At 74.2% G+C, this 12,685-nt stretch carries 13 protein-coding genes; 12 read left to right on the forward strand and 1 reads right to left on the reverse strand.

Features of this window, described 5'->3' with window-relative positions; translation table 11 throughout:
- Positions 1-41 precede the first annotated feature (41 nt).
- Positions 42-689 carry a hypothetical protein gene (locus ACFOW4_RS27420; protein WP_377533004.1) on the reverse strand — a complete coding sequence of 216 codons (648 nt, stop codon included), beginning with the start codon at positions 687-689 and terminating at the stop codon, positions 42-44.
- Between the two features lie 317 nt (positions 690-1,006).
- Here ACFOW4_RS27420 and ACFOW4_RS27425 point away from each other — a divergent pair, with 317 nt between their 5' ends.
- From ACFOW4_RS27425 to cutA, 12 genes are all read left to right on the forward strand, one after another.
- Positions 1,007-1,807, forward strand: a complete 801-nt coding sequence (locus tag ACFOW4_RS27425) for a GNAT family N-acetyltransferase (protein WP_377533006.1) — start codon at positions 1,007-1,009, stop codon at positions 1,805-1,807.
- Entirely contained in the window at positions 1,804-2,739 is a 936-nt protein-coding gene (locus ACFOW4_RS27430; RefSeq protein ID WP_377533008.1) for a lysophospholipid acyltransferase family protein, read from the forward strand. The genes ACFOW4_RS27425 and ACFOW4_RS27430 overlap by 4 nt, the downstream gene beginning before the upstream one ends.
- A gap of 91 nt (positions 2,740-2,830) precedes the next feature.
- Positions 2,831-3,652, forward strand: a complete 822-nt coding sequence (locus ACFOW4_RS27435) for a DUF4097 domain-containing protein (RefSeq protein WP_377533010.1) — start codon at positions 2,831-2,833, stop codon at positions 3,650-3,652.
- Entirely contained in the window at positions 3,649-4,254 is a 606-nt protein-coding gene (locus ACFOW4_RS27440; RefSeq protein WP_377533012.1) for a PadR family transcriptional regulator, read from the forward strand. The genes ACFOW4_RS27435 and ACFOW4_RS27440 overlap by 4 nt, the downstream gene beginning before the upstream one ends.
- Before the next feature lie 72 nt (positions 4,255-4,326).
- Positions 4,327-5,028: a response regulator transcription factor gene (locus tag ACFOW4_RS27445; RefSeq protein WP_377533014.1), complete on the forward strand. Its 702-nt coding sequence runs from the start codon at positions 4,327-4,329 to the stop codon at positions 5,026-5,028.
- Entirely contained in the window at positions 5,025-6,581 is a 1,557-nt protein-coding gene (locus ACFOW4_RS27450) for an ATP-binding protein (protein ID WP_377533016.1), read from the forward strand. Before ACFOW4_RS27445 ends, ACFOW4_RS27450 begins: the two co-directional genes overlap by 4 nt.
- A 62-nt stretch (positions 6,582-6,643) precedes the next feature.
- Positions 6,644-8,173 (forward strand): trypsin-like peptidase domain-containing protein, encoded by a 1,530-nt coding sequence (locus ACFOW4_RS27455; RefSeq protein ID WP_377533018.1) that lies wholly within the window; start codon positions 6,644-6,646, stop codon positions 8,171-8,173.
- 169 nt (positions 8,174-8,342) lie between these two features.
- Positions 8,343-9,014 carry a BON domain-containing protein gene (locus tag ACFOW4_RS27460; RefSeq protein ID WP_377533020.1) on the forward strand — a complete coding sequence of 224 codons (672 nt, stop codon included), beginning with the start codon at positions 8,343-8,345 and terminating at the stop codon, positions 9,012-9,014.
- 176 nt (positions 9,015-9,190) lie between these two features.
- Positions 9,191-10,243 (forward strand): glycosyltransferase family 4 protein, encoded by a 1,053-nt coding sequence (locus tag ACFOW4_RS27465; protein WP_377533165.1) that lies wholly within the window; start codon positions 9,191-9,193, stop codon positions 10,241-10,243.
- A 230-nt stretch (positions 10,244-10,473) separates the two neighbouring features.
- Complete coding sequence (locus ACFOW4_RS27470) at positions 10,474-11,307, forward strand: patatin-like phospholipase family protein (RefSeq protein WP_377533022.1); 834 nt, start codon at positions 10,474-10,476, stop codon at positions 11,305-11,307.
- Positions 11,307-12,323 carry a 1-acyl-sn-glycerol-3-phosphate acyltransferase gene (locus ACFOW4_RS27475; RefSeq protein WP_377533024.1) on the forward strand — a complete coding sequence of 339 codons (1,017 nt, stop codon included), beginning with the start codon at positions 11,307-11,309 and terminating at the stop codon, positions 12,321-12,323. Before ACFOW4_RS27470 ends, ACFOW4_RS27475 begins: the two co-directional genes overlap by 1 nt.
- Positions 12,324-12,332: 9 nt before the next feature.
- Entirely contained in the window at positions 12,333-12,653 is a 321-nt protein-coding gene (gene cutA / locus ACFOW4_RS27480) for a divalent-cation tolerance protein CutA (protein ID WP_377533026.1), read from the forward strand.
- The last annotated feature ends 32 nt before the right edge of the window (positions 12,654-12,685 follow it).

Below are 12,685 nucleotides of genomic sequence, written 5' to 3' on the forward strand. Positions count from 1 at the left end.
ACGCCGTGGCACAGCGTGGCGGTCCGGCGCAACAAGGTCAATCAACGGCCGATCCAGGTTGCCCGGGCCGCGCCGAGCAGGGCGCCGTCCGGGCCGTACAGGCTGGTGTGCACCACGGCCTTGCGGCCCTCGGCGTGCACCAGCGCGCCGGTGACCACGCACTCGTCGCCGGGCGCCGGCAGCGCGGTGACCACGGCGGCGATCCGGCCCAGCAGGTACGGGCGCCCGGGCGCGATCACTGCCCAGCCGCCGGGGCAGTCCAGCGCCGCCCAGACCGTGGCGTCGGTGCTGCCGTCGGGCACCTGGAACGGCGCGGCGGTACGCCCGTCCGGCAACCGCCCGGGAAAGATCCGCAACCCGTCCGTGCGCTGCGGGCCGCACACGTAGCAGCCGGGGAACGGGTGGTCGACCAGGCCGGGGTAGCGGGTGGCGGCCTCCGCCGCCGTCGCCCGGTCCACCGGCGGCACCACCGCGTCCAGCGCGTGGATGCGCCGGACCTCGGCGACCAACTCGCCGGCCGGGTCGCGGACCTCGCCGTCGACGAGGGTCAGCGTGGTCTCCAGCGGCGGCGGCCGGCACAGTGTCACCTCGACGGGCCCGGGCCCACCCGCCGCTGTGGCGAAGACTCCCGCGCTCCAGCCGCCGTTGCCGGAGCCGGGCGGTCCGTTGTAGCGGGATTCGATGTGCATCGTCGACCTCCGGGCAGGGCAGGCGGGCTGGCCCGGCGCCGTCGCCGGGATCCGCCCCGCAGCCTCGCACGGCCGGTCGGTGACCGGTCCGCCGGCCGCATCCGACGTGCAGTGGACGGGCGGGACGATCGGGACGCACCCTTCCCGACCGCCTATCGAGCTGCCCCAGATCTGGGGCAGCTCGATAGCGACTCGGACCCCCGGCCCGGGGAGCCGCCGGGGCGCCGGGCTGTTCGGGTACGGGCCGCCCGCCGACGTTCACCCGAGCGACACCGCTGACGCCGGGGCTGGCAACCCGGGGCACCTACACAGATCCCATGGCCGTTCTGCATGCCGCTGGCGCACCCCTGACGACCAGCGGATACACCCTGCTGATCGCCGACGACCCCACCCAGGTCGCGGCCGCGCAACGCCTGCGCCACGAGGTGTTCGCCACCGAGCTCGGCGCCATTCTCCAGCCGGGCCGGGCCGGACTCGACGTGGATTCCTTCGACGCCCACTGTGACCATCTGATCGTCCGGCAGGAGAGCACCGGCGAGGTGGTCGGGACGTACCGGCTGCTGCCGCCCGGCCGGACCGACCGGCGGTACGCCGAGGAGGAGTTCGACCTCACCCGGCTCGCGCCGCTCGGCGACGACCTGGTCGAGGCCGGCCGGTCCTGCGTGCACCCGGACCACCGCTCCGGCGCGGTGATCAACCTGATGTGGGCCGGCATCATCCGCTACCTGCATCTGCGGGGCTCCCGCTGGCTCGGCGGCTGCGCCTCGGTGCCGGTGGCCGACGGTGGCCGGGCGGTGGCCGAGGTGTGGGCGCAGGCCCAGGCCCGGCACCTGGCGCCGCCGCCGCTACGGGTCCGCCCGCTGCGTCCCTGGTTCGCCGAGCCCGCCGCCGCCAGCACCCGCACGACGGCAGCCGCCGCCGGCAGGCTCCCGGCGGCTGGCGCGGGCGGGTCGGCGCTGGTGCCCCCGCTGCTGCGGGGTTACCTCCGGCTCGGCGCCTGGATCTGCGGCGAGCCGGCGTACGACCCGGACTTCGGCGTCGCCGACTTCTACGTCCTCTTCTCGTTGGATCGGATGAACCCGCGCTACCTGCGGCACTTCCTCGGGGAGCAGGCGTGAGCACCCCCGCCGCGCACGACCTCTGGCGCCCCAGCTCGGGCTGTGACGACGGTTGCCTGCCGGCGGCCGGGCAGGTGCCGACGGTGCCGGTGGCCCGCCGGCTGGTCCGGCTGCTCGCCGTACTCGGGATGCTCCTGGCCGGGGTCGGCCTGGCCGTGCTGCTGCCGGTGCTGCCGGGCCGCGAGCGGCAGGCGGCGGTGGGGGCCTGGGCCCGGGGCACGGCCCGCGCGTTCGGCGTACGGCTGCTGGTCCGGGGTAGGTCGCCCCGCCGCCGCGCGCTGCTGGTCGCCAACCATGTCTCGTGGCTGGACATCCTCGCGGTGCTGGCGGTCGCACCGGCTCCGATGGTGGCGAAGCGGGAGGTCCGCTCCTGGCCGCTGGTCGGTCTGCTGGCCGCCGCGGCGGGCACGGTCTTCGTGGACCGGTCCCGTCCGCGCGCGTTGCCGGCCACCGTGCGCCGGGTCGCCGACGCGCTGCGCGCCGGCCGGTCGGTGGCCGTGTTCCCCGAGGGTACGACCTGGTGCGCCGGCGACCGGGCGGCCGACTGCCGGCCCGGCAGCGGCTTCCGGCCGGCGATGTTCCAGGCCGCCATCGACGCCGGCAGCCCGGTCGTCCCGCTGCGGCTCAGCTACCGGTACGCGGGCACCGGGGCGGCCGCCACGGTCGCCGCGTTCCTCGGCGAGGACACCCTGCTGCGCTCGGTCGCCCGGGTGCTCGCGGCGCGGGAGCTGGTGGTGTCGGTGACCGTCACGGCCGCGCTGCACCCGGCCCGGGACGCCGACCGGCGGTTCCTGGCCCGGGCCGCCGAGTCCGCCGTGCACCTGGTGCCCGCTTCCGGTCCGCGAACCGCGCCGGGCGTCGTGCGGATCCGGCCGGTCCCGGCGCCCGCCACCACCGCGGTTTCGGGGCAGGAGCTGGACCTGGCGGCCTGACGACTCGCGACAGTCTTGTGCTGTCGCGATGTATCGCGTTACTGTCTTCTCGTCGGACGCGCCACGGGTGCGTCGTCGAGGGGAGGACGCCATGACCGGTTGGACGGTCGACAGCCCACAGCGGCTCACCGTGGACGGCCCGGTCACCCGGCTGGACGTCAGCCTGATCAGCGGCCGTCTGAACGTGGTCGCCACCGACGGCCCGGCCCGGGTCGACGTCAGCCGGGTCGGCCGTCGGCCGATCCTGGTCACGCACCAGGACGGCCGGCTGCTGATCCGCCAGCAGCGCGGCCGGGAGTGGGCGGACGCCCTGCGCTGGTTGCGCCCGTTCACCCGCTTCCCGAAGGTGGACGTGTCCGTCGCGGTTCCGGCGGACGTCCCGGCCGACCTGCGCCTGGTCGAGGGCTCGCTGGTCGCCTCGGGTCTGCGCCGGCAGACGCGGGCCGATGTCACCTCCGGTCAGATCACCCTGATGGGGTTGCGGGGCAGCACGTCCGCCACCATCACTGCCGGGCCGGTGGAGGCGCTCGGAGTGGCTGACGACCTCCGCATGGAGACGGTCTCCGGCGAGGTGATCCTCGCCGACAGCGCCGCCGACCGGGTGCACGCCCAGACCGTCTCCGGGTCGATCACGTGCGACCTGGACAACCCCCGGGGCAGCGAGATCCGGCTCACCACCATCTCCGGCGGCATCACCGTCCGGGTCCGGGAGGACAGCGACCTCGCCGTTCAGCTGCACACCGCCTCCGGCCGCATCACCAGCGGATTTCCGCAGCTGCAGACCTCGACGTTCCCGCTGGCCAACAGCGCGGGGGTGCTCGGCTCGGGCGACGGTAAGCTCTGGGCCTCCGCCACCTCGGGCAGCATCGCGCTGCTCGCCCGCCCGGTGGACGACGACGAGGAGCTGCCGTGACCGCCGTGTTCAGTCACGGGCGGCTGCGGCTCTACCTGCTCAAGCTCCTCGACGACGGTCCCAAGCACGGCTACGAGCTGATCCGGCTGCTGGAGGACCGCTTCCTCGGCCTGTACGCGCCCAGCGCCGGCACCATCTACCCGCGGCTGCAACGCCTGGAGGCCGAGGGGCTGGTCAGCCACACCGCCGCCGGGGGTCGCAAGACGTACGGCATCACCGACGCCGGCCGCGCCGAGTTGCGCCAGCGGGCCGACGAGCTGGCCACCCTGGAGACGGACATCGCCGCCTCGGTGGAGGACCTCTCCGCCCTGGCCGGTCAGATCCGGACCGAGGTCAGCGGGTCCGTGCGCGACCTCAAGCGGGAGCTGAGCGAGGCCGCCCGGCAGACCCGGCGTACGCGGTGGGAGCCCCCGCCGCCCCCGGCCCGACCGGGGCCCGGGCCGGGGGCCGCGCTGCTCGACGAGTTCGACCAGCGGCTGGCCGCGTTCACCGCCGAGGTGGGCCGGTTGGTCCGGGCCCGGCGGTTCAGCGAGTCGCAGCTGCGCACCGCGATCCGGTTGCTCGACGGCGCGCTCGATGGGCTGCGCCGGCTGCTGCGCTGACCCGCGACGGCTCACAGGTTCTTTGCAGGAACCGTCCAGCGGTAGCGCAGTGAGGTCCCGGATGATGGGGCCATGCCCGCTACCCAGACCGAGGCGCGACTGCTCGTTGTCGAGGACGACCCGAACATCCTCGAACTGCTCTCCGCGAGCCTGCGCTTCGCCGGCTTCGACGTGGCCACCGCGACCAGCGGCAGCGCGGCGTTGCACGCCGCCAAGGACCACCGGCCCGACCTGGTGGTGCTCGACGTGATGCTGCCGGACCTGGACGGCTTCGAGGTCATCCGGATGCTCCGCGAGGGCGGTACGCGTACCCCGGTGGTGTTCCTGACCGCCCGGGACGCCACCGACGACAAGATCCGGGGGCTGACCCTGGGCGGCGACGACTACGTCACCAAGCCGTTCAGCCTGGAGGAGTTGACCGCCCGGATCCGCGCCGTGCTGCGGCGTACCTCCACCGGTGAGCAGGCTCCGTCCCGGCTCACCTTCGCCGACCTGGAGCTGGACGAGGAGACCCACGAGGTGCACCGGGCCGGGCAGCGGGTCCAGCTGTCGCCGACGGAGTTCAAGCTGCTGCGCTATCTGATGCTGAACGCCAACCGGGTGCTGTCCAAGGCGCAGATCCTCGACCACGTCTGGAACTACGACTTCCGTGGGGACGACAACATCGTCGAGTCGTACATCTCCTACCTGCGGCGCAAGGTCGACACCACCCAGCCCCGGCTGATCCACACCCTGCGCGGGGTCGGCTACGTGCTGCGCAAGCCGGCTGCGTGAACGCGGTCCAGCAGGCGAAGGGACGGCTGCGCAGCGTACCCCTGCGGGTGAAGCTGGTGACGGCGGTGCTGACACTGGTCGCCGCCGCCCTGTTGGTGATCAGCTCGCTGACCACGTTCTTCCTGCGCAGCTACCTCGTCGGTCAGGTCGACGCGCAGCTCCAGGGCACCGCCCAGGCAATCGGGCCGCTGCTGCCGGGCCTACGGACCGGCCAGATCGGCGCGATGCTGCCCAGCGACTACGTGGTGGTGCTGGCCAGCCCGAACGGAGTCACCCAACCCCGCTACGACGACTTCACCCTCGACCTGGAGCAGCTTCCCCGCTTCCCGAGCAACGTGGCCGGCTTCGTCGAGCGGGAGGGTGAGCCGCTCGACGCCGTCTCGCAGGACGGCCGGACCCGCTGGCGGTTGTACTACGCGGCCCAGCCCAACAACGAGGTCCTCGCGGTGGGGCAGCCGCTGACCGAGGTGGACCTCGCGGTGAAGCGGCTGGTCTGGATCGACCTGCTGGTCGGCGGCGCGGTGCTGATCATGCTGGCCTCGGTCGGCGCCGCCATCGTGCGGACCAGCCTGAAGCCGCTGGTCGAGATCGAGCGGACCGCGGCGGCGATCGCCGGCGGCGACCTCACCCGCCGGGTGCCCGACCCGGAGGAGGGGCAGGCGGAGCGGACCTCCGAGTTGGGTCGGCTCTCCCGCGCGCTGAACGCGATGCTCACCCAGATCGAGGCGGCGTTCACCGCCCGGGCCGCCTCGGAGACCGCGGCCCGCTCGGCGGAGAGCACCGCCCGGGACGCGGCCGCCGCCGCCCAGGCGTCCGAGGCGCGGGCCCGCCGCTCCGAGGAGCGGATGCGGCAGTTCGTCGCGGACGCCTCGCACGAGCTGCGTACCCCGTTGACCACCATCCGCGGTTTCGCCGAGCTGTACCGGCAGGGGGCGGCCCGGGCACCCGAGCAGACGGCCGGCCTGCTGCGCCGGATCGAGGACGAGGCGGCCCGGATGGGGCTGCTCGTGGAGGACCTGCTGCTGCTCGCCCGGCTGGACCGGGAGCGGCCGCTCTCGCTCGCCCCGGTGGAACTGCCGGTGCTCGCCTCCGACGCGGTCCAGGCCGCCCGGGCGGTCGCCCCGGACCGGCGGATCACGCTGGACATCGAGCCCGGCGCAGGTCCGCTGGTGGTGTTCGCCGACGACGCCCGCCTGCGTCAGGTGATCGGCAACCTGGTGACCAACGCGCTCACCCACACCCCGCCGGACGCCGCGGTGACCGTGCGGCTGCGCGCCGAGCCGGGCAACCTCGGCGTCGTGGAGGTGGCCGACACCGGCCCGGGGCTCTCCCCGGAACAGGCGGAACGGGTGTTCGAGCGGTTCTACCGGGCCGACGCGGCACGTACCCGACGGGCCGACGGCAACACCGGTACCGGCCTCGGCCTGGCCATCGTGGCGGCGCTGGTCACCGCCCACCACGGCACGGTCGAGGTGGGGGAGACCCCCGGCGGTGGAGCCACCTTCCGGGTGCGACTGCCGCTGGTGCCGCAGACCGACGGTGCCGGCGAATGACTTTCAGGCAACTTCCAGGACCGTTCCAGGATGAACGCAGAGCCGGGGGAGAAGGTAGTCCCATGAACGAGTACGAGTCCGACCCGCAGCGCCGGCCGGCCCCCACCGACGCCGAGCCGTCGCATCCCACCGCCGAGCTGCCGCGCGACGAGCGCGCGCAGTCCGACTCCCCGACCACTCCCGCGCCGGCCGCCCCGGAGGCCGACCCGACCGTGCCGGTGACGACCACCACCGCCGCGACCGGTCACCCGGCCGCCGCCCACCCGCAGCCGTCGGGGTACGCGCCGCAGGCCGCCACGCCCTCCGCGCCGCCGTACCCCACCTCCGGCTACCCGGCCCCCGGCCAGTCCGGCTATCCGCAGCCGACGTCCGGCTACCCGGGCGGTGGCTGGTACGCCAACCAGCAGTCCGGCTGGGCCGGCGGGGGCCAGCCGGGCGCGGCGTACCCGCCGCACCAGCACCACCAGGCACAGCACCCGGGCCAGCCGGTGCCGCCCTGGGGTCCGGCGGCGACGCCGCCCGGCACCGGGCCCCGGCCGAGCCGGATCGCCAAGTTCGCAGGTGCCGGTGTCGCGGTGTTCGCCCTGATGCTCGGCTCCGGCGTGGCCGGCGGTGCGCTCGCGCTCGCCATCGACGGCGACGGCGGGGGCGTCACCCGCACCTACTCGGCGGCACCGGTGCTCAACAGCGCCGACCTGCCGAAGATCGCCGCCGCCGTGCAGGACAGCGTCGTCTCCATCACCACCGGCAGCGGTGAGGGCTCCGGCGTGGTGCTCAGCGCCGACGGCTACGTGCTGACCAACAACCACGTCGTGGCCTCGGCCGGCGGCGACACCGTGCGGGTGGTCTTCGCCGACGGCAAGAACGCCGAGGCGAAGATCATCGGCACCGACCCGAAGACCGACCTGGCCGTGGTCAAGGCCAGCGGGGTCAGCGGCCTGAAGCCGGCCACCCTCGGCGACAGCGACGCCATGCAGGTCGGCGACCAGGTGCTCGCCCTGGGCAGCCCGCTCGGCCTGCAGGGGTCGGTCACCGCCGGCATCCTCAGCGCCCGGGACCGCACCATCCGGGCCGGCGAGGGCCAGCAGCAGGACCCGCGCCAGCAGGGCGAGGCGGTCAGCTCGATCTCCGGCCTGCTCCAGACGGACGCCCCGATCAACCCGGGCAACTCCGGCGGCGCGCTGGTGAACACCCGCGGCGAGGTGATCGGCATCAACACCGCGATCGCCACCTCCGGGCAGAGCACCGGCAACATCGGCGTCGGCTTCGCCATCCCGAGCAACAAGGCCAAGGACGTCGCCGGCAAGCTCCAGCGCGGCGAGAAGGTGAGCCACCCGTCGCTCGGGGTCAGCGTCAACATGGCCGAGGGCGGCGGCGCGATGGTCGCCGCGGTCACTCCGGGCAGCGCCGCCGAGAAGGCCGGCATCCAGCGGGGCGACGTGATCACCCGGTTCGGCGACAAGGCGGTCAACGACTCCGACGATCTGGTCGGCGCGGTGCAGGCCGGCAAGGTCGGTGACCGGGTCGAGGTCCAGTTCAAGCGCAATGGTGCCGAGAAGACGGCAACCGTGACGCTCGCCGAGACGTCCTGACCGGTATCTGAACCTGCCTCCTCCCTCCGGCGGCGGGTGGCGGGGCCAAGGGGGTTGGCTCCGTCACCCGCCGCTCTTCTCCGCCCCGACGGCGGTTCACCCCCACCGGGTGAACCGCCGTCACCCGTTTCCCCGACAGGCTGCACCAGCAGGCGTGGGGAGGGGTGCCATGAGTACGACAGCGGACGTGCGTGACGACCAGCGCATCCAGCGCGATGTCCTGGCCGAGCTGGCCTGGGACGCGCAGGTGCAGCCGAACGAGATCGGGGTGAGCGTCGACCGGGGCGTGGTCACCCTGACCGGCTTCGTGGACAGCGCGGCGCGCCGGTGGGCGGCCACCCGCTGCGCGCAGCGGGTCCGGGGGGTCCGGGTGGTGGCCGACGACATCGAGGTGCGGCTGCCCGGCACACCGGGGCGTACCGACGAGGAACTCGCCGTCGCCGCCGCGCGGGCGCTGGAGTGGGACAGTTTCGTACCCGCCGACCGGTTGGACGTGACCGTGGCGAACGGGTGGCTGATGCTCCGCGGCGAGGTGGAGTTCGGCTTCCAACGGCGGACCGCCGAGCGCGAACTGCGCCGGTTGCGCGGGGTCCGGGGGATCACCAACCTGATCGAGGTCCGTCCGCCGGTGCGGCCACCGGACGGGCGGATCCGGCGGGACGTGCAGCGCGCGCTGCTACGGGCGCTCGGCACCGAACGGGTGACGGTCGAGGTGGACGGCGACACCGTGGTCCTGGGCGGGGTGGTCCGCTCGTGGTGGGAACGGGAGCAGGCCGAGCGGATGGCGTGGTCCGCCACCGGCGTGCGGCAGGTCCGCGACGAACTCCTCGTCGGCGGATAGGTGCCCGCCATGTCCGGTTTACCGGGGTCGGCAGCGGGAAACCGCCGCCGACCACGTGCACCGGGAGCGGTCCTACGCCCACCGGCACGACCCCGTACCGGGAGCAATGGGGAGGTTTCGTGGCCGTGAACCACCTGCCTGTCGACCGTCCGTCGGAGCGGCGGTTGCGGATCGCGATGGTGGTCCCGCCCTGGCTGACCGTTCCGCCCCCGGGCTACGGGGGTCTGGAGCAGGTTGTCGCCGGGCTGGTGGACGGGCTGGTCGGGTTCGGGCACAGGGTGACCCTGTTCGGTGCCGGCGGTCAGCACGGCACGGCGGCCAGCGGCTTCGTCTCCACGGTGCCCGAACTCCAGTACGAGCGGCTCGGCGAGAGCCTGCCGGAGCTCGCCCACCTGGCCCGGCTGAACCAGCTGATCACCGCGGACGACTTCGACCTGATCCACGACCACACCACCATCGGTCCGCTGGTCGCCGGTCGCCGGTCCGTGCCGACGGTGGCCACCGTGCACGGCAACCCGGTGGGCGAGTACGGCGACGTGCTCGGCGACGTCGACCGGAGGATCGGCCTGGTGGCCATCTCGCACGCCCAGCGCCGGTTCAACCCGGGCCTGCCCTGGGCCGGCACCGTGCACAACGCGCTGGATGCGCGCGGGTTCCCGCGCAAGACCGTGCCCTCCGACGGGCCGGTGCTCTGGCTGGCCCGGTTCAGCCCGGACAAGGGGCCGGAGATCGCGATCCGGGCCTGCCGGGCGGCGGGGTTGCCGCTGCTGCTGGCCGGCAAGTGCAACGAGCCGGCCGAGCGCCGCTACTACGACCAGGTCGTCCGGCCGCTGCTCGGCGAGGACGTGACCGTCGTGCTCAACGCCGACCGGGAGACCACCCTGCAGATGCTCGTCGACGCCCGCTGCCTGGTGATGCCGATCCAGTGGGAGGAACCCTTCGGCATGGTGATGCTGGAGGCGATGGCGACCGGGACCCCGGTCGTCGCCCTCAACCGGGGCGCGGTGCCGGAGCTGGTCCGGCCGGGGCTGACCGGGCTGGTCTGTCAGCGGTCGGAGGAACTGCCGGCGGCGTTGCGGGCGGCGAACCGGCTCGACCCGGTGGCCTGCGTGACGCACGTCCTGGAGAACTTCTCCGTGGAGCGGATGACGCGCGAGTACGAGGCGATCTACCAGCGCTTCGCCGCGCCGGAGAAGCGCCGCGAGCCGGCCCGGGCGGCGACCCGCTGAACCATCGGGCCCCGCCGCACACCCGGGCCGCGCCCAGCTCCGCGATCGCCGTGTCCAGCCTCCCGGCGTACGCCGCCCTCGATCCGGTTGGCGGCCTCCATCACGGTGCCCGGCCGGGCGGCCGGCGAGCACGTGCTCGGCGACCGACGGCGGTGCGGCGGCGGCGGCGCGGTCACCGCCCGCACCACCGGCCGTTCGAAGGGTCGGCGGACGCGTGCCAGGATGAACGCATGGCGCGGGGACCGGTGGCGTTCGTGCTCGGCGGCGGGGGAGTGCTCGGCGCGGTCGAGGTGGGCATGCTGCGCGCCCTGTTCCGCGCCGGCATCCAGCCGGATCTGGTGATCGGCACGTCGATCGGCGCGGTGAACGGCGCGCTGGTCGCCGCCGACCCGTCGGAGGCGGTGACCGACCGGCTGGTCCGGCTCTGGGCCTCGCCGGAGGCCAGCGAGGTGTACGGCGACTCGGTGGCCCGGCAGGTACGCCGCTTCGCCGCCCGGACCCACCTGCACTCGCCCCGGCCGTTGCGTCGCCTGCTCGAGTCCGAGCTGGGCGAGGGGACCACCTTCGCCGACCTGCGGGTGCCGTTCCGCTGCTGCGCCGCGCACATCGAGCGGGCCGCCGAGCACTGGTTCGACAGCGGGCCGGTGGTGCCGGCCGTGCTGGCGTCGGCCTCGGTGCCCGGGCTGCTTCCCCCGACCGAGATCGACGGCGCGCACTACGTGGACGGTGGCATCGTCAACTCCATCCCGATCGGCGAGGCGGTCGCCGCCGGCGCCGGCCAGATCTTCGTCCTTCAGGTGGGCCGGATCGAACGGGAGCTGACGCCGCCCCGGCGGCCGTGGGAGGTCGCGCAGGTCGCGTTCGAGATCTCCCGCCGGCACCGGTTCTTCCGGGAGATGGCGGCGCTGCCCGAGGGGGTGGAGGTGCACGTCCTGCCCACCGGCGGGCTGAACCCGCGCGATGACACCCCGTGGGCGTACCGGGACATCGCGGCGGTGGGGCGGCGCATCAGCCGCGCGTACACCGCCTCCCGCCGCTACCTCGCCACGCACCTGGAGGGCTGATGCCGCTGCCGCCGAGGTGGCTGCGCCGGCTGCTGCTCGCCCCCGGGGTGGTGCTGCTCGCGCTCGTGGTGGTCACCACGCTGCCGGTCTGGGCGCTGCTCGCGGCGGCCGCCTCGCCGCTGGTCCCGGGCCGGTTGCGCCCGCTGCGGCTGCTCTGGATCGGCTGCGTCTACCTGGTCTGGGACGCCGCCGCGCTGCTCGCCCTCTTCGGGCTCTGGTTGGCGTCCGGCTTCGGCCGGTGGGCCCGGACCCCGGCCTTCCAACGCGCGCACTATCTGGTCGCCGGTTGGTTCCTGCGGGTGCTGTTCTGGCAGGCCCGGTGGACGCTGCGGCTGCGCATCGAGGTGGTGGGCACCGACCCGGACACCGCGCTGCCCGGCCGGCCCGAGCTGGTGCTCTGCCGGCACGCCGGGCCGGGTGACTCGTTCATCCTGATCCACGCGCTGGTCAACTGGTTCAACCGGGAGCCACGCATCGTGCTTAAGGACAGCCTCCAGTGGGACCCGGCGATCGACGTGCTGCTCAACCGGTTGCCCAACCGGTTCATCGCGCCGGCCCCGGAGCGTGGCGAGGCGACCATCCGGCAGATCGGGCACCTGGCGACCGGCCTGGACGACGACGACGCGTTCGTGATCTTCCCCGAGGGCGGCAACTTCACCCCCGGCCGGCGGGTGCGGGCCATCGCCCGGCTGCGCTCGCTGGGCCTGGAGCGGATGGCGCTGCGCGCGGAACGGATGCGGCACGTGCTCGCCCCGCAGCCCGGTGGGCTGCTCGCCGCCCTGGACGCGGCACCGGACGCCGGGGTGGTCTTCGTCGCGCACACCGGCCTGGACCGGCTGCTCACCGTCACCGACGTGTGGCGGGAGCTGCCGATGGACAAGCGGATCGTGATGCGGTTCTGGTCGGTGCCGCCGGAGGAGGTGCCGGTCGGACGGCAGGAACGCATCGACTGGCTCTACGACTGGTGGGCGCGGATCGACGACTGGATCGCGGCCAACCGGGACGGTGCCGCGTAGGGTGCGGTCGTGGACCAGATCTGCGTGGTGACGACGGTGGTGGACGCGCGCTCGGTGGCCGACGTGCTGGCGGCCGCGGCCGTCGCCGGGCGGCTCGCCGCCTGCGCGCAGGTCGGCGGGCAGGTGGACAGCACCTACTGGTGGCGGTCCGGGGTGGAGACCAGCACCGAGTGGTCGGTGCAGTTCAAGACCGCGCCGGACCGGCTGGCGGCGCTGGTCGACCAGATCCGGGCCAGCCATCCGTACGAGGTGCCGGAGATCCTGGTGACCAGGGTGGAGAGTGGCGACCCCGGGTACGCCCGCTGGGTGCACGAGCACAGCCGCCCCTGAGTACGCGCACTCTGGGCCGACGCCCGACCCGG

It is taken from the genome of Micromonospora sp. GCM10011542 (assembly GCF_042650685.1).
In the GTDB taxonomy this organism is placed as follows: domain Bacteria; phylum Actinomycetota; class Actinomycetes; order Mycobacteriales; family Micromonosporaceae; genus Micromonospora.

What these genes read in the sequence shown, in the direction of transcription:
- ACFOW4_RS27420 (WP_377533004.1), bottom strand. Translation starts at nt 689, where the DNA reads ATGCACATCGAATCCCGCTACAACGGACCGCCCGGCTCCGGCAACGGC.
- ACFOW4_RS27470 (WP_377533022.1), top strand. Translation starts at nt 10,474, where the DNA reads ATGGCGCGGGGACCGGTGGCGTTCGTGCTCGGCGGCGGGGGAGTGCTC.
- ACFOW4_RS27460 (WP_377533020.1), top strand. Translation starts at nt 8,343, where the DNA reads ATGAGTACGACAGCGGACGTGCGTGACGACCAGCGCATCCAGCGCGAT.
- ACFOW4_RS27475 (WP_377533024.1), top strand. Translation starts at nt 11,307, where the DNA reads ATGCCGCTGCCGCCGAGGTGGCTGCGCCGGCTGCTGCTCGCCCCCGGG.
- ACFOW4_RS27465 (WP_377533165.1), top strand. Translation starts at nt 9,191, where the DNA reads ATGGTGGTCCCGCCCTGGCTGACCGTTCCGCCCCCGGGCTACGGGGGT.
- ACFOW4_RS27435 (WP_377533010.1), top strand. Translation starts at nt 2,831, where the DNA reads ATGACCGGTTGGACGGTCGACAGCCCACAGCGGCTCACCGTGGACGGC.
- ACFOW4_RS27455 (WP_377533018.1), top strand. Translation starts at nt 6,644, where the DNA reads ATGAACGAGTACGAGTCCGACCCGCAGCGCCGGCCGGCCCCCACCGAC.
- ACFOW4_RS27425 (WP_377533006.1), top strand. Translation starts at nt 1,007, where the DNA reads ATGGCCGTTCTGCATGCCGCTGGCGCACCCCTGACGACCAGCGGATAC.
- ACFOW4_RS27445 (WP_377533014.1), top strand. Translation starts at nt 4,327, where the DNA reads ATGCCCGCTACCCAGACCGAGGCGCGACTGCTCGTTGTCGAGGACGAC.